The organism is Bacillus sp. 491mf (genome assembly GCF_900112415.1).
Classification (GTDB): Bacteria; Bacillota; Bacilli; order Bacillales; family Bacillaceae_G; genus Bacillus_A.
This window is the reverse complement of sequence record NZ_FOLV01000006.1, coordinates 68412-92218: the sequence shown is the minus strand read 5'-3', so window position 1 is coordinate 92218 and position 23807 is coordinate 68412. Positions and strand designations below refer to the sequence as shown.

Sequence of the window (23807 nt, the reverse complement as noted above, 5' to 3'; positions counted from 1 at the left end):
AATCTATGCAGGAGAGTCGTGGATGGTAGTGTCTAGTTGGCGGAGTTGGACACGTTTCAAATTTTATACTTTTTATCTCTAAAAGGAGGAAACGAAAATGAATGAAGTGTTAGCAAAGGGACAAAAAGCGAAACAGATTGCAGGAGAGCTTGTGACCAAATCGACGGATGAAAAAAATAAGGCACTGGCGGCTGTCGCTGAGCAATTGATAGTAGAGACATCTTATATTTTGGAGGAGAACAAACGGGATATCGAACAAGGGAAAGCGAAAGGAATGTCCGCTTCTCTTCTTGACCGCCTCATGCTGAATGAGCAGCGCATTATTGATATGACAGAGGGTATTCGGCAGCTGATTGATCTATGCGATCCTGTCGGAGAATGTGTAGCTGCATGGGAACGGCCGAACGGATTGTCTATTCAAGAAATGCGCGTGCCGCTTGGTGTTGTCGGAATGATTTACGAGGCGCGGCCGAACGTGACGGTAGATGCGGCTACAATTTGCTTGAAAACAGGTAACGCAGTGATCCTGCGTGGTAGTTCTTCCGCTTCTTATTCCAACAAAGCCATCGTCGCTGTCATTCATCGTGCGCTCAAACAAACGAGCTTACCTCCAGAAAGCGTCCAGCTCATTGAAGATAATTCACGAGACAGCGCAAAGCAGCTGTTTACATTGAACGAGTACTTGGATGTTCTTATTCCAAGAGGTGGCAAGCAACTGATTGATACTGTAGTGAGAGAAGCGTCTGTTCCTGTATTGGAAACAGGTGCGGGAAATTGTCACATGTTCATTGATGAAACAGCGGAAAAACAGATGGCATTCGATATGATCGTAAACGCTAAAACACAGCGTCCTTCTGTATGTAATGCGATTGAAACAATTATACTTCATGAAAATTGGGCGCAGCGATTTGGTGCCGAGCTGTTTTCTTTTTTGAAGGGAAGAGGAGTGGAACTGCGCGGAGATAAGAAAGCACTAGCAATTGATTCTTCTCTTATACCCGCCTCAGAAGGAGACTGGGAAACAGAGTTTTTATCTCTTACGTTGGCAGTCAGAATCGTTTCCTCTGTTGAAGAAGCAATTCGCCACATCAATACTTATGGCTCCATGCATTCCGAAGCGATCATTACAGAGAACGAGGAAAATGTCAGCAAATTTTTCACATCCGTCGATGCCGCAGCGCTCTATCATAATGCTTCGACACGCTTTACTGACGGTTTTGAATTTGGCTTCGGCGCAGAAATTGGTATCAGCACGCAAAAGCTGCACGCTCGTGGACCGATGGGACTACCTGCATTGACTTCCACAAAATATGTGATTCGTGGGAATGGGCAGATTCGGGAATAAGAAGTAGAAGGCCATTTGCAAAGCTCCTCTTGTTGTATTTTCGCTTTTAGTTTCTATCACTTTTTTTAGTATTAAAGTGGTTTCTAGAGAACTCAAACAATGTTGATAGCAACTTTTTGCTATGGTTTAGCAACTCATATAACAAAGCGTTATCTTAAAGAAATATCCATGTTTCAAATTTCTTTAGGTACATTATTAGTCGGTAGCATATGTAGTGGTATCATAGTTCTATTTTTAGAAGAACCAATTCAAATTTTAACTAAAATATCATGGCATCATATAGGCGCATTAATTGGAATAGGTACATTTGGATCAGGTATAGCCTATTTACTTTACTTTTACTTAATTCAAAAAGGGAGTCCAAACTTCGCTTCCATATCTACATACTTAGTGCCAGTATCAGCTATTTTCTGGGGATATATTCTTTTAAATGAAAATATAAGTTGGAGATTAATCATTGGGTTAGTTTTTATACTCATGGGAGTTTATATAACTAGTCGTAAAATCAAATTAAGTATTCCTGTTAAAGGTATACAAAAAGAGTCCTAACTAATTAGGGCTTTTTCTTACTTTCGAAAGTAAACTTTTGAATAGTAGCATTAGGAAAAATGTATTACGCCCTATTACAAAAAATCTTATCGGGTAGTACCACATCATTATCTAGCTAATAAAACAAAATCCCCCTTAAAATGAAAAATGCGCTATTCTTTCTGTAGAATCATAGGAAAGGATGGTGTTTTTGTATGTCTATTATATACACATGGGATAACATTATAATGGTTTTTTTTACATAATTGTGATACTATTTTCTTTTATAACAAAAGAGGACGTGACTACATATGATTAAAATTGAAATACCAGCACCAGGCGTTACGATTACACAGCGCAAACAAGTAATTAAAGGTGATGAACCGATCATTACTCCTATTAATGGATTTATTGATTTTCACCTGATTCCAAGAGATAAAGGCGGCATTTTTATGTTTTATAATAATAATGATGAGCTTCTGTTTGTTGGAAAAGCACGTAAATTACGCCAAAGAATTAAAAAGCATTTTGAAGATAATGTTTCACCAGTGAAAGCATACAGAGATGAAGTATATCGAATTGATGCATGTATCGTAGAAGATCCAATGGAACGGGAAATTTACGAAACATATATTATTAATGAGCTACAAGCGAAATATAATGTAGATAAAGTATTTTTTAAATAAAAAATACTGAAATAAAATGGCCTCAGCATATTGCTGAGGCCATTTTATTTGGCATTTATTCGCAATGTTAGTTTTTCGCAAGATTTAGTTGTCAAGAAACGCCATACTTATTCAATATGAGAATCTATTAAAAATGAATAACTTCACATAACTAAAAAAATACAAACATATACTGGTACAAGCAAACTTGAAAGGAGACAATCATGAATTGGTTAGAGGCCTTTATTTTAGGAATTATTCAAGGATTAACGGAATTTTTGCCAATTAGCAGTACTGGTCATTTGTATTTAGGGAGACACCTTTTTGGTTTAGATGAGGCAGGTCTTTTTTTAGATACGATGCTTCATATAGGGACGTTAATAGCAGTTTTTATTTACTATAAAAAAGAATTTCTGTATTTAATCAAAAATCCATTCTCAAAGTTAACGTATTTATTAATGATCGGAACAATTCCTGCAGTGGTAATTGGTTTATTGTTTAAAGATTTCTTTGAAGAAATTTCAAAAACGGGTATTACAGTCGGATGGGAATTTTTAGTGACGGGTTTATTCTTATACATGGCAGAGAAACAAAAAAGCGGACGGAAGAAGATGGACGATATTACATATAAAGACGCATTTATTATCGGTTCATTTCAAGCTGTTGCGATTTTCCCTGCAATTTCAAGGTCGGGGATGACGATTGTTGCTGCGTTATGGAGAAAGTTAGACCGTGAAACAGCAGCTTATTTCTCCTTTTTATTATCGACACCTGCAATTGTTGGAGCAATTATTTTACAGTCATTTGATGTTTTCCAAGGGAAAGCTGAAGAAATTTCTAATACGTCACTTATCGTTGGTACGCTATCGGCAGCGTTTTTTGGATATATTGCAGTTACCTGGATGATTCAATATTTAAAACATCATTCTCTTAAAATGTTTGCGTATTATGTATGGGCTCTTGGCATTTTAATTCTTACTTTACAATTTTCTGGTGTCTTTTAAGGGTGAAAGATTATGAAAAAATATGAGCGTTTATTTTATGGAGGATTTTTGCCGGAATTGTCTATGGATTAATTACGTACGCAGTCCTCGTTATGAAGGATAAAAATGAATGAATACATCACTGAAAATCAAAATCTTGTATTATCGTTATGATACAGGATTTTTTTAGTTTGTTATAAGTTTTAACATAAATAGTAAAATAGGTGAAAAATTCAGGAGGGATTGTTTTGGAGACTGCAATTGTAATCGGAGGAAGCATTGCTGGAAAACTTGCTGCAAAAGCTTTATCACATTATTTTCAGCAAGTAATCGTTTTAGAAATGGGAGAGGAATGGACAGAAAAGACTCCTAGAAAGAGAGTTCCGCAAAGTTATCATCCCCATGTTTTATTAAAGGGTGGAGAAGAAGCAATTGAGAAATTATTTCCTGGCATTTCGGAGCAATTAATTGAAGATGGAGGTATTGTAAATAACTTTACGGGGGATTTAAGGTGGCATCATTTTGGTTTATGGAAGAAACCTTTTGTTGGAGAATTGAAAATGGTCCAACAGAGTCGGCCGATGCTCGAGTGGCATTTGCAAAGAAGAATCAGTGAAGTTTCTAATATTAGCACGAAATATGAAACAAAGGTGAAACAATTACTAATAGATCAGCAGCAGAACAAAATTCTCGGAGTGAAAATACAATGTTTGAAAACAGGAAAAGAAGAGGAACTTCATGCAAATGTAGTTGTTGATGCAAGCGGATTTGGTTCTAAAAATATAGATTGGTTACAAACACATGGTATAGGGGTGAAAGAAGAAAAAGTATGGATTCAGTTATTTTATGCAACGAAATTAGTTTGTCTAAAGCATAAAGAACGTCCTGACTGGTGTAATTTACTTGTTTCCCCTAGTTTTCCTGAAAACCCATATGGTGCATTTATTCAAACCATTGAAGATAATCGTTATTTAGTTACGTTTAGTGGTTACGCCAATGAGACTGCACCACAAACTGATAAAGAATTTCTTATCTTTGCACATAAATTACCTATTCCAGATGTGCTTGGTTTTCTTACACAAGCAGAATCGATTACAGATATAAAAATACATAAGATTCCTTGTCAAGTACGGCGACGTTTTGATTTAGCGAGAAATATTCCCGAAGGTTTCTTAGTCATTGGAGATGCTCATTGCCGTTTTGACCCTGTGTTTGGGCAAGGAATTTCTGTCGCGGCAATGGAAGCAGTAGAATTGCAGCGATGCCTGCAGCAAGGAAATCCGCTAGAAAAAGGATTTACTAGAAAATTTTATAAGCGAATAGCTAAGATTATTGCAACGCCGTGGGATATGACTACTACAGAATCATTTCGTCATCCAAAGATTAAAGGAAGTAAACCTATTATGCAGCCTTTTCAACAGTGGTATACGAAAAAAATATATCAACTTTCCGCAAGCAATTCAGAAGTTTATATTCGATTAGTTCGAGTTATGAATCTCATACGTAGCCCCTTACATCTGTTTCATCCAAAAGTATTGTTTGCTGTATTTACAAATCGAGGGAAATAACCTTTCACTAGCAGGATTTTATGAATAAATAGCAAAATGTATATAGTTGATAAATTTTGAAAAGGAATGGTTAACGTATGGAACTTTATTTAGAAAAATTAAGGGAACAAGATGCAGAAGAATTGTTTGATTTTGAATGTAGTAATAGGGCTTTTTTTGAGAAGACAGTACCAAGCCGTGGTGAGGATTACTATACATTTGAAACGTTTCACAAGATATTTTATGAATTATTACAAGAGCAATTTGAAGGTATTTCATATTTTCATCTCATAAGGAATCATGAAGGAACAATTGTTGGTCGAATTAATTTAGTAGACATTGAGAAAGAAAAAGAATTGGGTTATCTTGGATATAGAATAGGAGAAAAATATGCTGGTAAGGGCATTGCTTCTAAAGGTGTAAAACTCCTTTTAGATAAAGTTGCAAATTATCACGTTACGGAAATTCATGCGAAAACAACAATTGATAACGTTGCTTCTCAAAAAGTATTAGAAAAGAGTCATTTTTCACGTATTTCAATTGGTGAAAACGTAGATCAAACTGATTTTATTCATTACGTTTGGAGATATACTAATTAAAACAAAAAGGAGAGCAATACATTTATGGACTTACGTTACCCGATTGGTCATTTCACTTATGATGAAACGATTACACAAGAAACGATTGAAAATTGGATTAAGCAAATTGAAAACCTTCCAAATGAATTAACAGAGGTAATAAAAGATTTAAATAAAAATCAGTTAGATACGCCATATCGTCCTGATGGATGGACAGTGCGCCAAGTTGTTCATCATATTGCAGATAGTCATATGAATAGTTATATTCGTTTTAAATTGGCGCTAACAGAACATAATCCAACGATTAAACCATATATGGAAGAGAGATGGGCAGATTTTCCGGATTCTGAACTTCCAGTAGATATATCTTTAGCACTTTTAGAATCGTTACATAAGAGATGGGTTACTTTGCTAAAATCGATGAAATCTAGTGATTTTGAAAAGACGTTTCATCATCCTGAATCAGGGACTAATAAACTAGATGCAACAATTGGACTTTATGCATGGCACGGCCGTCATCATACAGCGCACATTACTTCTCTTCGAAATCGATTAGGATGGTAATAATCTTATAGATTATAAATAAGATTGTAGTAATTTGCTATTAAATAAGGAATAGATTTTGATTTTTTATAGCATAACCATTTTTAAAAATAAACGAAGCATCATATTATATAATTATCCATGTAAGCAATACAGAAACAAAGGGGATGCACATATTGCTTGAGAAACATAATGATCCAAATATAAAGCATGATATTAGTTTTAATAGTTTGCAGGCTGACTGCGAGAATTGCTTCGGTTTATGTTGCGTTGCACTGCCTTTTGCTGCTTCTGCAGATTTTGCAATTAATAAAGACGGTGGAACGCCATGCAAAAATCTCCAAGCGGATTTTCGGTGCAGCATTCATAAAAATCTTAGACAACAAGGGTTTAAGGGGTGTACAGTTTTTGAGTGTTTCGGTGCAGGACAAAAAGTTTCGCAAGTGACTTTTGAGGGCGTTGATTGGAAAGAAAGCACCGAAACGAAAAAGAAAATGTTTGCTGTGTTCCCAATAATGCAGCAACTTCATGAGATGCTCTCGTATTTGACGGAAGCCTTAAAGTTGGAAGCAACCCATTCGATTCACAGCAAGCTGAGACGTGCACTTGACGAAATGGAACGACTTTCCCAACTTAGTCCTGATTTACTTTTAGAACTAGACGTTCCATCACACCGAGCGAATGTAAATGAGTTACTTTTACAGACAAGTGAACTCGTGTGGATGGAATCACGACGCCAGCGTAAGGGTCCTCAAAAAAACAAGCGAATCAATCATCGAAGTGCGATTCTAATGGGCGCTAATCTTAAAGGAGCAGACTTTAGAGGAGCTAATTTAAGGGGAGCAGACTTGATTGCTGCTAACCTACGAGGAGCAGATTTGCGAGCAGCTGACTTAATCGGTGCGGATTTACGAGATGCTGATCTTAGTGGAGCAGATCTCACAGGAAGTATCTTTCTTACTCAAGTGCAGATTAATTCGGCGAAGGGAGATGCTCATACAAAATTACCTCGTATGCTTACTCGTCCAGCGCATTGGTCTAATTAAGACGAATAAACGAATTGAACAAATGAAAACGAGAATATAAATAACCAAAGCTCCGTTTCACAGCGGAACTTTGGTTATTTAATTATGTTCCGGTTTAATAAATTTAAGAGCTAATATAGCTCCTAAAAGAGCAAGGGAAATGGAAAGATAGAAGATATAATTATCTGGTCCCTTCATTAATAAAGCAAATAAAGGCGGACCAGCCGCTACACCTACAAAACGCATCGAACTATAAAGAGATGTGATAGATCCCCTTTGTTCTTTTTCTACACCTTCTGTTACTAAAGCATCTAGGCTTGGAAGAGCCACTCCGATTCCGATACCACTTATCACAAGACTAATGATAATAATATAAATACTTTTAAAGAATATCGGAATTGTTAATGTTATTCCTAATAAGAAAAATCCAATACATATACACCATTTCATAACACCTTTTTTATCTCCAATCTTTTTTCCCGTTATATAAGAAGTAAGGGAGAGAGAAGCTAAAGGAATTGCTAGTACAAGACCTTTCCACACGCCTTCTAAGTGATAGCGTTTTTCTAAAAGTGAGGACAAATAAAAAAGAATACCAAATAAAATAAACATTATAATGCCACCCAGTAAAAAAATAGGAAGTAGCCAACGTCCTTTTTCCATTAAGATACCTTTTACATTTTTTAAAAAGACTTTTAATGGAGGCGCTTCTTTAGTGTGTTCCGGTGGTTTAACAAGAAATATAATTAAAACAATTGAAACGATGCACAAAATAGGGATAAACCAAAAAGGCAGAAACCAGACAAATGAAGCTAATAAAGAGCCTAAAATTGGGCTTAAAACTTTCCCTAATGTATTGGATGTTTCCACGAGTCCTAGACCAGAACTGACTTGTTCTTCATCTTGAAACATATCACCTACACAGGGAATAACAACAGGCATGGCACCAGCTGAACCGATTCCTTGAATGATTCTTCCGATTAAAATCCACGTATAAGGATTGTCTACCTTCCATGATACCCAACCAGTAAGAGCGCCCCCAATAGCTGCTATAAATAGGCTAGGAATAATTACTTTTTTTCTTCCCCATTTATCAGACAAATATCCAGCTACAGGAATCAAAACAATAGCGACGATGGAATAAATGGTAATAATAAGAGATACTTGTAAGTCAGTAATATTCAATTTTTTTTCGATTAATGGAAGGACTGGAATTAACATGGAGTTTCCAAGTGTCATAACTAATGGAACAGATGAAAGAGCCCATAAACTCCATTTGTCCTTTCGATCTATATTTATAAGTACTCACTCCTTAATCAAATGCATGTAGTCTTTAAAAATCTACACATGTTCTGCAAAAATAAATGATTCAATTTAATTAAAATTATTTACCTTTTATTAAATCTGTATGCAAATTGTTGGTTTGAAATAAAAACTCATTATTTAAGCTTTTTCAAAAAGTTCATCTGATTAATTAACAAAAGAAAAGTAAATTATTGATTCACTATAAATTAGAATAACATTGACTTAGTTGGGTTAATCATAATAAGGAAATCCGTATTTTTTATAACGTGTAAAAGGAGGATTTTGATTTTGGATACAGCAGAAAATACACTATCTATTTTTGCTTTAGGTGGTGTAAATGAAATAGGAAAAAATATGTATGTAGTACAATACGCAGATGATATCGTCATAATTGATTGTGGTTCGAAATTCCCTGATGAAAGTTTATTAGGAATTGATTTAATTATCCCAGATATTACATACTTGCAGGAGAATAAAGATAAGATCCGAGCATTAGTCGTAACTCATGGACACGAAGATCATATTGGCGGTATACCATATTTATTAAAACAATTGAATGTACCAATTTATGCAACACGTTTAACGCTAGGTTTAATTGAAGTTAAATTAAAAGAACATGGATTAAAACACGTAACTGATTTATTTGTTATTGACTCTGAATCGTTAATTGAACTTGGCCAAATAAGCCTGTCTTTTTTCAAAACGAATCACAGCATTCCCGATTGTCTTGGCATTGCTTTTCATACACCTGAAGGTACGGTGGTGCATACAGGAGACTTTAAGTTTGATTTGACTCCTATTAATAATCAATATCCTGATATTCATAAAATGGCGAAAATAGGCGAAAGCGGTGTTTTAGCTTTACTATCTGAAAGTACAAATGCAGAGCGCTCTGGATTTACTCCGTCGGAACGGTTGGTAGGTAACCATATTGAAGAAGCATTTTTCAAAGCTTCTAGAAAAGTTATACTTTCTACCTTTGCTTCTAATGTTAATCGCGTACAACAAGTGGTAGATGCTGCTATTAAAACAAATCGAAAGCTTGCTTTGCTCGGAAGGAGTATGGTAAACGTCGTAACAGTTGCATTAGAACAAGGATATTTGAATATTCCAGAGGGAATGTTAATTGAAGCGCATGAAATTAATCAAATGGAGCCAGAAAAGGTAGCGATTCTTTGTACGGGTAGCCAAGGTGAGCCGATGGCCGCTTTAGCCCGTTTAGCTAGCGGAAGTTATAGACAGGTAGATATCCTTCCCAAAGATACGGTTATTATCGCTGCGACTCCTATACCAGGAAATGAACGTAGTGTATCACGAATTGTAGACAACTTATTTTTATTAGGGGCTAATGTGATTTATGGATCAGGGAGTTCAACAGGGATGCACGTTTCTGGACACGCTTATCAAGAAGAACTAAAGTTAATGCTTACATTAATGAAACCGAAATATTTCATTCCAATTCATGGTGAATTTAGAATGTTGCATCATCATCGTCTTTTAGCGGAATCTGTCGGTGTTGAGAAAGACAACATTTATGTTATGAATAACGGGGATGTTGTTGACATAAGAAATCAAGTGGCTTATCAAACTAGACGAATACCTGCAGGAAATGTATATGTAGATGGATTAGGTATTGGAGATGTCGGAAATATTATTTTGCGTGACCGCAAACAGCTTGCTGAGGACGGTATGCTTGTTATAGTCATAACTCTTAGTAAAACAGAGGGGAAAATGATTTCTAGTCCAGACATTATTTCACGTGGATTTGTATATATGCGTGATTCGGAAGACTTCATGAAGAAAATTAATCAATTAGTTACAACAACCATCCACAATTTACAAAAGAAGGACATTAACAATTGGAATGTTGTAAAAAAGCAGACAAGAGAAACACTTGGGCGATTTTTATACGAACAGACAAAAAGAAAACCGATGATTCTGCCGATAATCATTGAAGTTTAGACGAAATTAAGTAGTGTAATTTTATTTCACTTAAAGGGATAGATTAAGATGATGGAATACAAAAACAGACTATCATAGAAAAGTCTGTTTTTGTATTTTTAATCAAATATATTGTATGTTGTTCCAAAAATAACGGGGTTAATACTTTTTGTTTTGTATAAAAATACAAAAACGTTATTTCGTTGTATATGCTACGAGCGCCTTTTGAATGCTGTAAATACTATCGTCTTTTCTAAATTCTTTCGTAATCGGAGTAGACATACTTGATACCCAAATTTTTAATTCAGCATCTAAATCAAAGTGACCAGCTGTTTCGATGCTAAATTGTGTAATACTTTTATATGGAATAGAATGATATTCCGTTTTTTTACCAGTCATACCTTGCTTATCTACTAAAATCAGACGACGATTTGTAAATACGATTAAATCGCGAATTAATTTATAAGCGTGTTCTACTTGCTCATCGTCTAACATAATCGCTTGTAGATCACGTTCTACGCTACTTATATCTGCATCAGATGCATTTCCTAAAAAACCGCTAAATAAACTCATTATGAATTCCTCCTTTAGGAATAATCAATTCTTATTTTACCATGCTGTTTTATATGGAGAGAAGATACACTTCTTACTTTTTTGTATAAGGTTTTATACGAAAAGACAATATTATTACCAGTTTAATTCTCCAACATAAGGTTGAATAAATTTTCCGGAACTCTCTTGTTCATTGTTTAAAATCCATAAATATATATTATTCGCCCCTTGAAATGAAGGTGTATCAGCGTCATGTGCAGCCATTGCTGTTTTTAGTTGTCCAGGGTGAATTGCAGTAACTGAGATGCCCCAGTTATTAATACTTTCATTTTATATGCCTCCTAGTAAGGGTATAAGATAAATTTCTACCTGCGCACAGTATTTCCTTTATCTCTGCGAGTCATTGTTTGGTACAATATGAAAATACAAAAACTTATAAATTAGAGGGAAAATACATGAACAATGTTGGGCTAGTTTTAGAAGGCGGAGGAATGAAAGGGCTTTATACAGCAGGTGTATTAGAATTTTTTATGGAACAAAATTTATATTTTCCGTATGTAATTGGTGTTTCAGCAGGAGCTTGTATGGCTGCTACGTATTTATCACGTCAAAAAGGACGAAATAAGAAAGTAAATACAGAACTTGTAAGTGATCCACGCTACATCTCATTTCGAAATTTTTTACGAAAACGTGAATTGTTTGGCATGGATTTTTTATTTGATGAAGTACCTAATAAAATTGTACCATTTGACTTTCAAACGTTTCATGATGGAGCAGAACAGTTTGTTATTGGTACAACGGATTGTGAAACAGGAGAAGCTATGTATTACAATAAGCATGAACATGGAGATGATATTTTAAAAATTATCCGTGCATCAAGTTCTGTGCCATTCATTGCGCCGGTAGTTCAATATGATAATAAAAAGCTACTTGATGGAGGAATAACTGATCCAATTCCAATTCAGAAAGCGCAGGATGATGGATATCAAAAAAATGTTGTAATTATGACAAAGCCAGCAGGATATAAAAAAGAGTCTAATAAGCTTTCTTCCATTGCAAAATGGTTATACAGGCATTATCCAAATGTAGCAGATCGTCTTACTCAGCATTCTGAAATATATAACAATGCTATATCGTATCTTTACTCAAAAGGACAAAAAGAAAATTTCTTTGTCATACAACCAAGTGTGCAATTACCTGTAAGTGGTTTGGAGCGTAATCAAGAAAGATTAGTGCATTTATATGAACTTGGTTATAACGATGCGAAAAATCAATTTGAGCAGTTGAAAGAATGGCTTAAATAAGCTGTGAATGAAAGAACGTTTGAAATATGAGTTAGTAGCAGACGTAATGTTACAAAGGTGAAGGTGATTATTGTTCAATCTAATTTCATTTACCGTATTTTTACAACAAAAAAATAAATCTTTATCAAGATATACATCTATATGCAACTGAAAAAGGAATTTGACTACTCATATTAGAATTTAGTATCTGCTGTGTAAAAAAGGAGGACTATGATATGAAAACTCAATTTCACCACATTGTAAGAGGAATACTTATAAAAGACGGAAAACTTTTAGTAGCACATTATAAAGGGCATCATTGTTTTTTACCAGGAGGACACATTGAATTAGGTGAATCAGTTGAAAATGCACTTATACGCGAATGGAAAGAAGAAATAGGTACTTCTTGTTCAATCGAAAAATTTCTTGGTGTGATTGAAAATCAGTGGAGAGACGGAGACACTTTGCATTATGAAATTAATCATGTATTCAAAGTAAATAGTGAACAATTGAAAGTGGAAACACCTCCTAAATCTAGGGAATCTCATCTGGATTTTCATTGGATTGCACCTACTGAAGAAAATTTAAAAAGATATAATGTAATGCCGGAAAGTGCCGTGCAAATATTAATGAAAAAAGTTCAAGAACATGATATAGAAACATGTTGGGTTAGCACACTTTAATTTTTGATTTAAATCCGTAAAGGCGATGAGAACATGATAATATACGCAATGGTTGCTGTAGGGGAAAATAATGTAATTGGAAAAGACAACGATCTTCCTTGGAGACTCCCGAATGATTGGGCATATTTGAGACGAATTACTATGGGACATTCTATCATTCTAGGAAGAAAGAATTATGAATCAATAGGAAAACCTTTAGATGGACGTAAAAACATCGTCCTAACAACAAATAAAGACTTTAAAGCTGAAGGCTGTCATATAGCTTATTCGATCGAAGACGCTCTTTCTAAATGTGAAGGAGAAGAAGTATTTATTCTTGGGGGAGAAGAGATCTATCGACAATTCCTTCCTTACACTCAAAAGTTGTACATAACTAAGATTCACGCTCCTTTTGAAGGAGATCGTTTTTTCCCAACGATTGAGTATTTGTCGTGGAAAGAATTATCAGTCGAAAAAGGAAGAAAAGACGAAAAGAACCATTATGATTATTACTTTCATGTATTTGAGAAAATAAAATGATTTCGTGAAGAACTATCGATAATTAGGGGTATGTTAAAAAAGGTGTTTTCTAGACAGGAAAACACCTTTTTAAATACTTTATTCTATATAGTCCTAAATATAAATTTTGTTCACAAAATAGACACTATACACACAGTAAATAACAAGGGAACAATCAATCTATTATTGAAATAAGTATTGAGTTAGAAAGAGAAAAGGGAGGTAAAAGATGAAGGAACTAACGAGTCCGATTATGCATGATTTGGCGAAGCGGTTAAACCAAGGGGACCATTATGCTCTTACATTGTTTTTAAAGAGCATAAAAAAACATGAAACACCTATTGTGGAGACTTGTCCAATTGATGATGAGTACAATCTTGTTACATATATTTGGTTAGGTGATGAACAAACCGAAAATGCATTTGTATTTGGAAGTTTTCCTGGTTGGGATATAGAAGCGAATGAAATGGATAAGCTCTTACATACAAACGTATGGTTTAAAACGTTTCGAACGAAAGAAACGTTTGCTTCGACGTATTATTTTTCTATTAATGATAACTTTGAACAAAATTGGGTAAAACGAAGTGAAAATTATAAGCATGATCCATTGAATTCTAAAATATTTGGGCATGAAGCAGAACCAATGTCTTTTTTAGAATTAGGCCTATCAACGCAAAGTGATAAAACAAAGCAACAAACTCACATTCCAAAAGGAAAAGTAGAAACGCATCAGTTCTATAGTTCAATTTTAAAGAATGAACGACAAATTTGGATATATACTCCACATAATTACTCACCTGAACAATCTTCTTATGACCTTCTTATCATGTTTGATGGCAAATCTATGCTGCAGACGTTATCAGCAGCTACAACACTAGATCATCTTATACATACAAAAGAAATTCCTCCGTGTATTCTAATTGGTATTGATCATGTAGATCGATTTACAGAACTCACACTTTATAAGGAAATGAATATGTTTTTAACAAAAGAACTACTTCCTTGGATTCAAGAAAGATATCACGTTCATGCAGATCCATATCATACAACAATTGGTGGATTCAGTCTTGGTGGTTTAGCAGCTTTTTATGCAGCGTTGCAATATCCAGATATCTTTGGAAATGTTTTATCGATGTCTGGCTCTGTACATCGGAAAAAAGAAAACTACAATGGAGCACACCATTGGATTGAAAATCAATTTAAAAGAAGCAGCAGATTACCATTACAAATTTATATGGGTGCTGGGCAGTTAGAAAATAAACCATTGTTAGAAGCAAATAGAAGCTTATCACAAGTACTTAAAGAAAAGGGATATCAAAGTACCTATACTGAATTCCTTGGTGGTCATGATGTGCTGTGGTGGCACAAACAGCTTGCTGATGGATTAGTAGCCTTACAACAATTAAAAATACCTATGAAATAATAAAAAGGGAGGAGAAAACATATGAAAGATCGAGAAAAAGAATTAGATAAAGCATTAAAGAAACAAGAAATTTTAGCTAAAGATGAGAAAGTATGGTCATATACGTACGAAGATCATATTAGTTCGATTATTAAAAGATCGCAAAAAGAAGGCGTATTTGATGACTTAGTAGGAAAAGGAAAACCACTGCAAATTGATAAAAATTTATCTTATAATCCAGAAAAACAACTATATAAAACAATGAAAGATAATCATATTTTGCCGGGGTGGATTGAGCTTTCGAAAGAGATTGATACCTTAAAGGAGAAGTTGCATACATGCACGGATAAGGAAGAAGCTAGTGCATTGATTGAATTGATTAATAAAAAGATTCATGAGTACAATTTAACTTGTCCGCCGTCAGCACAAAAAATGAAGATAAGTAAACCGAGCTAATAAGAAATTCTCCCAAATATAACAAGGGAGAATTTCTTTTATTTTATAATTGTATTATGTTAACTAAGAAGTAGGAATTGAGCAAAGAAAAGTAGGTTAGAACCGAATCATGAAAAATTGTTATGCACAAAAGTTTTTGTATATATTTGGTAAATAAGATATAAATGTTGAATAAAAAACAAAATGAAAGTTTACAAATAAAGTTTTAAGTGTGATCCAATAAAAATTTTTTATAACAATGACGATTAAACGTAAAATTTCTGCGGCAGTGTGCAACGAATTGCTGTGTGAAATTTTTTTGCTGGTATTTAAATTTATAAAATTTTAAACCGATATGTAAATATGTTATGGATTGTTTCAAAAATCTCTGTTTCATCTCAAAATGTATAGTTTACTTAGTTATAGAGATAGAAAACACTTTTATTTTACAACTGCCCATAATTTATATTATGTAAACTGTAAAAGAATTAACTAAAATTAAATTAGTGACTGGCACCGCTCCATATCTCTCTACTCTTACGATGCAAAAATTCCAATTCTTTTTATTTGTTTGCTATTCAGGTTTGCTACTGTGACTCAGAGAAAAAAGATCGGCACGTTATTAGTGTGTCGATCTTTTTTTGCTAACTAAAGTAGCAATTATTGAATTTTGTTGAGTATCTCAGTTAGATGTTCAAATTGTTTTTTAAAGTCGACATCTTTTTTAAGCCAGCTGTGAAATGTTGCTTTTTGGATTCCGATACTTTCACAGCAGTTTTCAATTGAATTGTATTGCTGGTATTTATTAAGAAAATCTTCTTTTCTTTTAGTAACAGCAGTTTTGGTTCTTTTTAGCTTTCTATCTTGTAATTGTTCTAAATTTAACGTTTCTTGTTGAAACACTTCGTATTTTCTTTGTAAATATAATTCTTTATCTTTGTAAATCCAATCAGAAAAAAGTTTAATTGTTCTTCTACCGCCTAAAATTACACGATAGTGTGTATTTGTGTTGGTGAAATTTGGATCAAAATTTTGTTCACATAAGATTTTACATAAAGATTCCATAAAACCATGCGAACCACCCACAAAGCTTACAATATATTTTGATAGTTTACATAACCATCTCCATCAAAATAACCTCTAATAAAATGATGTAAGAATTCTTCCGGAACATACGGGAATTGTATGTCGTTTGATTTACAAGGAGTTATACCGTGTATATCTATTAAGTCATATTTCATGATTTTGCTATTTAAGTTTAACATATATACACCAGTATTTTTGTTTATACATAAAGGATGGTTTGAATTTATTTCTTTTTTAATATCTTCTAATATCTCTTTTTCTTTTTGAGAAAAGCTAACTGTATGACAGTTCTTGATTATTACACCGTCAGCGACGAAAAACCCTAAAATATATGCCATGTTGTTAGACCAAGTTTTAAAGTAATCTTCGTTTAAATCATATTTGCGCTTCCAACTTCCACGTGCTCTCTTTTCGACATTATTATCTGTTAGGACCATACGAATGTATCTAGGAGTAACGTTAGCTAAATTAGCGATGTCTGATGTGCTAGAACCCTCTAAATATAACTTAATCATTTCGCTCTTTTCCATTGTACATTTAGATCTTCCTCTGCCCTTTCTACACATTAGAATTTATCCCCTTTCAACAGATATAAATTGAGTACACCTTCTTCTATATCATATGAAAGAACTTATGTTCTGTCTATTGAGAATAAAAAAGATTTCTAACAAAATAAATTATTTCATGCCTACCTTTTTAAGTAAAATAAGAATATTTTAAGTGTAACATTCCTATTCTTTTATAATGTGGTAAAGCTGAACCATGTCTACTTTTGAAAGAATTTTGGGAACGGGATAGAGCGGGTTCGCCTCTTTTAAAGCCCGGTTTACCATAACAGGAATATCTTTATCAAGTATGCAGCTGACCTTTTTGGGTATACTCATGTCTTCATTGAGTTTCCTTATTGCATCTATAAACTTTTTTGACTTTTGTTCATCGGTGTCTGATGAATTACTGATTCCAATTAAATCCGCTAGTTCAGCTAACGGTTTATATACTGATTTTCCATAATACTCCAAAACATAAGGCAAGATTATAGCGTTAGCTAATCCATGAGGAACGGAATAAAATCCTCCTAATGTATGTGCAATAGCATGAACATATCCAACATATGCACGAGTAAACGCTACACCGGCTAAATATGACGCTTTCTGCATGTTTTTGCGTGCGTTAATATTTGAACCATTTATATAGGATTCATAAAGCTTATTAAATATCAATTGAACCGCCTCTCTACTGTTCTGTTTTGTTTCTTCTGTATTACTTTTTCCAATGTATGCCTCAACCGCATGTGTCAAAGCGTCCATTCCAGTAGTTGATGTTATATGAGGAGGTAGTTTAACGGTAAGCGTTGGATCCAGTACAGCTAATTGCGGGATAAGTGCATGGATGATCTTTTTACTTTTGTATTCATCTGCTGATTACTAGGAGTATATTTCCGTAAAAAAGGAGAATGGATTCAGAAGGTTTTTCAATACTTATAAGTCTGCTAAAAAAGAGTCTGTTAAATCAACGGCTGCTTCTGGATTCATTTGTTCTATGGTTTTTATCGATTTGTTTTCCATTCTTTTTCTAAAAGTGGTAAGTCTAATAAACCCTCATTTTGAATGTGTTAGTTCATTTTTCAGTTCTTTGTGAACTACACCCCAGTACTCGTCTCCTTCTTCAGTGAGTTGGTATGCTGTTTTACCATCTTCCTTAGGAGATGACTTCTTTCCTGTACGAACGTCTTTTATTAATGAGAATGCTTTCTTATACTTTACCATTGCTTTTTCAATAACCTTTTGTTGGTCTACATATTCACTAGGTGGGTCAATTACTAAAAACTTATCAGTTACCTTATCGAATCTTTCGATACCATCTAAGACATCCTGGTTTGTTTTCTTACCATTATAGTATCCTGTTGCAATATCAGCGAAACCTTTAAATTCTTTGTCTAACTCTTCACCTAAGTCTACTACATATTGCGGATAGTTCTCTGCTGAAATCTTTATTTTTTGGATATCTTTTTCTTTTACTTCAGTCTTTGTTTCTTTTGAAGTCTTACTTTCTACCCCACAACCACTTAACAACATCATTACTACGGGTATTGAAAGACCTATAAGTTTCTTTCCTTTCACATCTTACACCCCTTTGTATTGTTGATTTAATTAATCAGTTTGTTTTATTCCCAATACTCTTTGTTGCTTTTATCAAAGTTTGAAGTCTAACATACTTGCTTGACCCCTATCTTCAAATAACATCTGTAAGTTTGGCTTTTTCATCTCCAGTATACTTCCTTAATAAAAAGGGACTAGGTTTCTACGCCTAATCCTCTTACTTTCTTATATTACTGTTTCATGAAGCGATACATTATTTATGCTTTACATTTCTAGTTGTAGTTTCTGGTCCGCCGTTGTATAGTTGTAAAAAGTTTTCATTGTAGTTTTGTATCTTATAAAATATGTTTCTCTTTTTATGGCTAACGAATACCCAGTTTGTTACTTGTTTAGTGATATGAAGTTCTAACATCACACTTTCTCTATCATATTCCCACGTACCTTCTATTATGTTTCTCTTACTTGGATAGTCGTCTTCTGTGTACATCTCAAACGTCTTAGGATTCCCGTCTTTTAATACAAATGTTGTTATAAACTTATCTTTGCGTATGATACCCCAATTCCCTATTAACTCTGTACCATCTACTATGTCTTTCTTCATTTTTTCATAGTCTATTACATTTTCTGTTTTCGTATTTTTAAAGTCTTCAGAGTCTAGATAACCACCTTTTGTCATTGTAATATCTGTCTTCAACTCATTATATACGGTAGTCCAATAACCATCACCGTCTTGTAAATAAGGTTTCATTTTTTCAAGGACTTCTCTACTTATCTCTTTATCGTTTACCTTGTCTTGCGAATACAAGTCTCTAACAATAGAGAATGCTGTTCTATAAGATGAGGTTGATTTCTTTATATTCTTCTGTATGTCTTCGTATTTATTAGGAGGGTCAATAGAATCAAATTTCGTTAAAACTTTATCTACCCTTTTTAACTCATCTAACACTTTTTTACTTGATTGCTTGTTCTTTACTGTTGGAATAAAAGTCTCATATGCTTTTGTAAATTCAGTACCTAAATCTAATACGTATTCAGCGTATTCCTCTTCTGAAACCCTTACTTTTTGATTCCCTTTTTCGTTTACTTCAGTCTTTGTTTCTTTTGAAGTCTTATTTTCTACCCCACAACTACTTAATAATATCATTACGGGTATTGCAAAACCTACAAGTTTCTTCACTTCCACAACTTACACCCCTTTAATTAATCAGTCTCTCCTTATCCGTTCACCTTTTCATTTTGCCAATATTGCTCACTAATGATCTCGGCTAGTGCTTCAACAGAGTTGTTTAGTTCTTCCATAGTGTTATCTACCCCACCGATTTCAATTAGCAATGAATTAGAGGATAAATCTTGATTATATACACCATTACCATTGTAATAGTACTTTGGAAATATCCCTCTACTGATACCTGTATATTTCTGCTCTAAAGCAGTGTTTATTTTCTTTACCAATTCCATATTTTGTTGCTTATTTTTATTTTCCATACCTACTATAAAAAACAATCTTGCATATGACTTACCATTTATTATTTTTGTTGTTTGCTTCTTACGGGCATCATCACGATGTAGATCAATTAAGTACTTAATATCTTTATTTTGAGCTAAAGTAGCTTGTACAATTTGTCGAGATCCTTTGTAAGCTGTTTCCCAATTCAATCCTTTTGTAGCTAGATACTCACTCATATTGGTTGAATCGTGCACTACAGGAATGTTCTTTGCTTCTAAAAGTTCTCTTAGTTTATTTCCTAATAACGACACATTAACTTCAGGACTAGAGGCTTCGTTTAGTTTCGTTGCACCAGGAATTAATGGTAAAAATGATTCCCAACTATGCGAATGATAAACTAATACAGAGTGCGTTCCTTTAGGTGATGAGGTTTTATTTTCAGTTGTGGAGTGCTTTTTTAGTTCATCCAGTTTGCTAGTATCAACTTCTCGTTTTTTTGTAATGTCTTCCATGGGAATGCTAGATTCATTTGGAATATTAGTGAAATCTGTCCCCTCTCCGGCCACTAAAATTCCAAAGTAGTATTTTGACAGTCCAGGAATTTCACGACTAACTAATGTTCGAATATCCTGTAGTTTTATATCACTTATTGAAGAAAACAACAATGAGCCAAACGAATCTCTCTTATTTTCTAAAAAGTAATCATGAGCAAAATATCTATTTTCTGATTCAAATGCGTGCATATAACCATTGAGAGAAAACTTACCTAACCATTGGTTTATATAATAAAATTTAAAACTTTGCAGGCTTGTAGCAATAATAGTAGCAAGAATAGTAGATAATAAGACGGATAATATAAGCAAAGTTATGATTTTATTCATTTTGACAGTCTTTATAAATATAGAATTTCTTTTCATTTTCTCCTCCCTTCTAGAAAATAAATATGCTAGAATGTGGAAAAAAGACTAGTTCTCTTTTAAAGACGGAGAATTTAAAAGAAATTTGTCCTTTTATCTAAGTTTTTAATTGCTTGTTGTATAGGGTTTTTATGTTCATTATATATTGTTTTATTTTTAAGTATCATACAAAGTCTTGCTTCTCCAAAGAATGAAACTTACTGCTTTATTTCTTTGCAGCATTCTTTTTGACCATAAAATATAATTTTACTATTATGTTTTTTGGTGATTATTTCCATGAAAATGGTACAGCTAGAAGGATTTCAAAATTTTGAATCGAAGACATTAATTAATACATATGGATTGGAGTGATAACAATGATGAATATTAATAACACTTTCACATTGAAAATAGAGGTAGATACTTTATAAAGGGAGGAACATTATTTGCTACGTACGTCTGAAACTACACAAAAACTTTTTGATGATTGGGCGCGAACAATGGAAGATGCGAAACAACGAATTTTGATAACATTGGTATGAAGTGTGTGAAGCATTACATTTAAACAGGTTATCACTAATGTTATAATTTATCTATTTCAATACATTTAAAACTACTCATAAGTAGGATTATACGAATTAAGGATTGTTAAGAAATATATATTTAATGGAGAGAGTTACAATGAATAATGAAATATTGAATGATTTGATTTTATCTGTAAATAGTAAGGATCTTCATGTTCTGAATGTAGTTGTTAGGAAAAATGGAAATATAATTGCAAAACATGATTTTGAAGAAGAAAAGCCTGCTCTTTTATATTCAGTAAGCAAAACATTTACATCAATGGCAGTCGGTATTGCCATTAGAGAGGGTTACTTTAAAATTAATGACCATGTTATAGATTTTTTCTCAGATATTCAACATGACCCAATGAATGAATACCTAAAAGAGATGACTATTCATGATTTGCTTTGCATGGGAACTGGACATGCAGAATGCCCAGTTATGAAGGCTGATTGGAGTAGTGGTCAGGAATGGGATATTTCACAATTATTCTTTGATGAACCGATTGTATTTAAACCAGGTACTCATTTTACATATAACAATGCCGCAACCTATATGCTTTCCAAAATAATAAGTATTACTACAGGAAGTAACTTGGATGAATACTTAGATAGAAGAATATTTAAACATTTAGACATACCAAAACCTAAATGGGATACATGTCCAAAAGGAATTCCACAGGGATTCTCAGGTTTATATTTAACAGCAGAACAATTATCCAGATTCGGGCAATTAGTTCTCGATAAAGGTGTCTGGAAAGGTAAGCAACTGATTCCTTCAAGTTACATTGAACAAGCAACATCTGTCCAAATAAAGACCAACGATTTTAATCCTTATTTTGCTACGGCAGACCATCATCAAGGATACGGCTATCAAATATGGATGAACTCTTGCTCTCATTCATATCGCATGGATGGTTTATATGGTCAATATGTTGTAATGCTGCCAGATAAAAATGCAGTTATAACATATATTTCAAATGAACCACAAAATATGGTGAGTGTTCTTGAACTTACATGGGAGACATTAATCGATAAACTATAATCTTATCGAGGATTATGTGTTGTTATGTTAATACGCATTCTTCAAAGATATTTTCTTGTTCAAGTAAACAAGCTTTGAGTAATGAAAAAAGCCTAATTTCTTCGCATTAAATTGAGAAATTAGGCTTTTTAATATTGAAATTTCCTTAACGTTGTAAATTCGCATTTTCCTGACGCTACCCCATTTTGGTATTTTTAATTGCACTTTGCTACTTTCCAATTTAGCTACCCCCATATTATATGAATAGTCTTATCCTTCATAAATACAATGGTCTATTTAATATGTACTCAACATTTTTGTTACTGTAAAACCAAATATGTTTGATTTTCTTGATCGAGCTTTTTTATTATGTCATTTTTAATTAATTCATCAGTTACTTTTGTATAGAAAAAGTGATACCACCATATAAAAAACTCTTCATATGTTATTTCTTTAGCGTAAGAACTTGATAAGTAATATCTTTTCAGATACTGTTCATTTTCCTGAAATAAAGTGATAAGATCTTCGCTAATTGTACTAGCAATCTCATCTAGTATTATTAAGTCAGCTGTTTTGAATAATGGAGTCATAGGTTTTGAGTCCTTGTGTAATCCTACTTTTTCATAGAATAAATGAAGTGGTACATCTATTTGTGTGTTCGAAGAAACAAATTTTTGAACTAGTTGTTTTTTAAATTGATTAACATCGAGTACGGGCTGTTGAAAGTATTCTTCTAACATCTCTTTATTAGCAGTTATTAGATTAGTTGTTGTATATCTTTTATTTCCATAGAGACAAATTTGAATTTCACCTAAGTCTAAATAATGATTTCCATATATCCCAAAAGCTTCTTCGTTTATTTTTTCTTTTTCTTGAATGGAATAGTAATACCTTTTATTGTTTCTAAGAGGTCGCTCACTTTTTAAATAATTATTCTCCACATTATTGATTTGTCCAAAATCCAATAAAATACCGCTATATAGTAAGAGACTGCAAGTTTCTATGGATAATTGTTTAAATGTATCAATTTTTTGGCAAAGAGTAATGATTTGTTTTGAATGTTTTTCAATGATTTGAAGTGTTGGTGTAATTAGAGGTTCACACAGGTTGTATAACTCTTTTCCTTCATGAGCTGTTATTACCATACATGCAGGAAAATAACTACCTTTTCTTTCTTTTAATAACCCTTCTTTCAATAACGTATTGATATGTCGATCTAGCTCTATTGTAGTCCAATTCAGTTCTTTCTTTATACTTTGTATGTCTATGCATGAGCGGATCATTATAAGTAAATAATGGAGTCGTGATTCAGATATATCAATACTTGGAAAGTTGTCTCCAGATGAAATCATTTTTATTTCATAATCCGTATGTGTTAT

At 33.4% G+C, this 23807-nt stretch carries 23 protein-coding genes and 1 pseudogene; 15 read left to right on the top strand and 9 right to left on the bottom strand.

Features of this window, described 5'->3' with window-relative positions; translation table 11 throughout:
• The first annotated feature begins 97 nt into the window (after positions 1-97).
• The 8 genes from BM211_RS08700 (at position 98) to BM211_RS08665 (ending at position 7235) form a co-directional block, all read left to right on the top strand.
• Positions 98-1345, top strand: a complete 1248-nt coding sequence (locus BM211_RS08700; protein ID WP_090996445.1) for a glutamate-5-semialdehyde dehydrogenase — start codon at positions 98-100, stop codon at positions 1343-1345.
• A gap of 99 nt (positions 1346-1444) precedes the next feature.
• Positions 1445-1894 (top strand): DMT family transporter, encoded by a 450-nt coding sequence (locus tag BM211_RS08695; protein WP_256217054.1) that lies wholly within the window; start codon positions 1445-1447, stop codon positions 1892-1894.
• Between the two features lie 290 nt (positions 1895-2184).
• A complete protein-coding gene (locus BM211_RS08690; protein WP_090996442.1) occupies positions 2185-2559 on the top strand; it encodes a nucleotide excision repair endonuclease in 375 nt (124 codons plus the stop codon).
• Between the two features lie 203 nt (positions 2560-2762).
• Entirely contained in the window at positions 2763-3542 is a 780-nt protein-coding gene (locus tag BM211_RS08685; RefSeq protein WP_090996439.1) for an undecaprenyl-diphosphate phosphatase, read from the top strand.
• Positions 3543-3769: 227 nt separating this feature from the next.
• On the top strand, positions 3770-5089 hold the full coding sequence (locus tag BM211_RS08680) for an NAD(P)/FAD-dependent oxidoreductase (RefSeq protein ID WP_371261862.1): 1320 nt from the start codon (positions 3770-3772) through the stop codon (positions 5087-5089).
• Between the two features lie 77 nt (positions 5090-5166).
• Positions 5167-5667, top strand: a complete 501-nt coding sequence (locus tag BM211_RS08675; RefSeq protein ID WP_090996436.1) for a GNAT family N-acetyltransferase — start codon at positions 5167-5169, stop codon at positions 5665-5667.
• A 24-nt stretch (positions 5668-5691) separates the two neighbouring features.
• Positions 5692-6210: a YfiT family bacillithiol transferase gene (locus tag BM211_RS08670; protein WP_090996433.1), complete on the top strand. Its 519-nt coding sequence runs from the start codon at positions 5692-5694 to the stop codon at positions 6208-6210.
• 146 nt (positions 6211-6356) lie between these two features.
• Positions 6357-7235 carry a pentapeptide repeat-containing protein gene (locus tag BM211_RS08665; protein ID WP_090996431.1) on the top strand — a complete coding sequence of 293 codons (879 nt, stop codon included), beginning with the start codon at positions 6357-6359 and terminating at the stop codon, positions 7233-7235.
• Between the two features lie 78 nt (positions 7236-7313).
• Here BM211_RS08665 and BM211_RS08660 read toward each other — a convergent pair whose 3' ends face one another.
• Positions 7314-8507: a bacillibactin exporter BcbE gene (locus tag BM211_RS08660; RefSeq protein WP_051957242.1), complete on the bottom strand. Its 1194-nt coding sequence runs from the start codon at positions 8505-8507 to the stop codon at positions 7314-7316.
• Positions 8508-8807: 300 nt separating this feature from the next.
• On the opposite strand from BM211_RS08660, the gene BM211_RS08655 reads away from it, so the two are divergent.
• On the top strand, positions 8808-10481 hold the full coding sequence (locus tag BM211_RS08655; protein ID WP_090996425.1) for a ribonuclease J: 1674 nt from the start codon (positions 8808-8810) through the stop codon (positions 10479-10481).
• Positions 10482-10655: 174 nt separating this feature from the next.
• Here the strand turns inward: BM211_RS08655 and BM211_RS08650 are convergent, their stop codons facing one another.
• Complete coding sequence (locus tag BM211_RS08650; RefSeq protein ID WP_035431290.1) at positions 10656-11033, bottom strand: PH domain-containing protein; 378 nt, start codon at positions 11031-11033, stop codon at positions 10656-10658.
• Between the two features lie 114 nt (positions 11034-11147).
• Entirely contained in the window at positions 11148-11276 is a 129-nt protein-coding gene (locus tag BM211_RS27015; RefSeq protein ID WP_256217052.1) for a hypothetical protein, read from the bottom strand.
• Between the two features lie 191 nt (positions 11277-11467).
• Between BM211_RS27015 and BM211_RS08645 the strand changes: the two genes are divergently transcribed.
• The 5 genes from BM211_RS08645 to BM211_RS27010 all read left to right on the top strand — a co-directional run bounded on the left by BM211_RS08645 (position 11468) and on the right by BM211_RS27010 (position 15334).
• Positions 11468-12316 (top strand): patatin-like phospholipase family protein, encoded by an 849-nt coding sequence (locus tag BM211_RS08645; protein WP_035431288.1) that lies wholly within the window; start codon positions 11468-11470, stop codon positions 12314-12316.
• A gap of 215 nt (positions 12317-12531) precedes the next feature.
• A complete protein-coding gene (locus BM211_RS08640) occupies positions 12532-12978 on the top strand; it encodes an NUDIX domain-containing protein (protein ID WP_035431286.1) in 447 nt (148 codons plus the stop codon).
• A gap of 33 nt (positions 12979-13011) precedes the next feature.
• Positions 13012-13497: a dihydrofolate reductase gene (locus BM211_RS08635; protein ID WP_090996422.1), complete on the top strand. Its 486-nt coding sequence runs from the start codon at positions 13012-13014 to the stop codon at positions 13495-13497.
• Between the two features lie 208 nt (positions 13498-13705).
• Positions 13706-14899 (top strand): alpha/beta hydrolase, encoded by a 1194-nt coding sequence (locus BM211_RS08630; RefSeq protein ID WP_256217051.1) that lies wholly within the window; start codon positions 13706-13708, stop codon positions 14897-14899.
• Between the two features lie 21 nt (positions 14900-14920).
• Entirely contained in the window at positions 14921-15334 is a 414-nt protein-coding gene (locus tag BM211_RS27010; protein WP_035431278.1) for a DnaJ family domain-containing protein, read from the top strand.
• A gap of 639 nt (positions 15335-15973) precedes the next feature.
• Here the strand turns inward: BM211_RS27010 and BM211_RS27005 are convergent.
• From BM211_RS27005 to spoIIP, 5 genes and pseudogenes are all read right to left on the bottom strand, one after another.
• Positions 15974-16965: pseudogene (locus BM211_RS27005) on the bottom strand (LAGLIDADG family homing endonuclease).
• Between the two features lie 165 nt (positions 16966-17130).
• Positions 17131-17793: a dehydroquinate synthase/iron-containing alcohol dehydrogenase family protein gene (locus BM211_RS08620; RefSeq protein ID WP_371261864.1), complete on the bottom strand. Its 663-nt coding sequence runs from the start codon at positions 17791-17793 to the stop codon at positions 17131-17133.
• Positions 17794-17997: 204 nt separating this feature from the next.
• Positions 17998-18519 (bottom strand): DUF7018 domain-containing (lipo)protein, encoded by a 522-nt coding sequence (locus tag BM211_RS08615; protein ID WP_090996419.1) that lies wholly within the window; start codon positions 18517-18519, stop codon positions 17998-18000.
• A 232-nt stretch (positions 18520-18751) separates the two neighbouring features.
• The gene (locus BM211_RS08610) at positions 18752-19681 is read right to left on the bottom strand and encodes a DUF3994 domain-containing protein (RefSeq protein WP_090996416.1); all 930 of its coding nucleotides are present in this window, start codon (positions 19679-19681) and stop codon (positions 18752-18754) included.
• Between the two features lie 32 nt (positions 19682-19713).
• Complete coding sequence (gene spoIIP, locus BM211_RS08605; protein ID WP_090996413.1) at positions 19714-20862, bottom strand: stage II sporulation protein P; 1149 nt, start codon at positions 20860-20862, stop codon at positions 19714-19716.
• 660 nt (positions 20863-21522) lie between these two features.
• On the opposite strand from spoIIP, the gene BM211_RS08600 reads away from it, so the two are divergent.
• Positions 21523-22449, top strand: coding sequence for a serine hydrolase domain-containing protein (locus BM211_RS08600; protein ID WP_090996411.1), 927 nt, complete (start codon positions 21523-21525; stop codon positions 22447-22449).
• A gap of 299 nt (positions 22450-22748) precedes the next feature.
• Here BM211_RS08600 and BM211_RS08590 read toward each other — a convergent pair whose 3' ends face one another.
• On the bottom strand, positions 22749-23780 hold the full coding sequence (locus BM211_RS08590; RefSeq protein ID WP_090996564.1) for a hypothetical protein: 1032 nt from the start codon (positions 23778-23780) through the stop codon (positions 22749-22751).
• Positions 23781-23807: the final 27 nt, after the last annotated feature.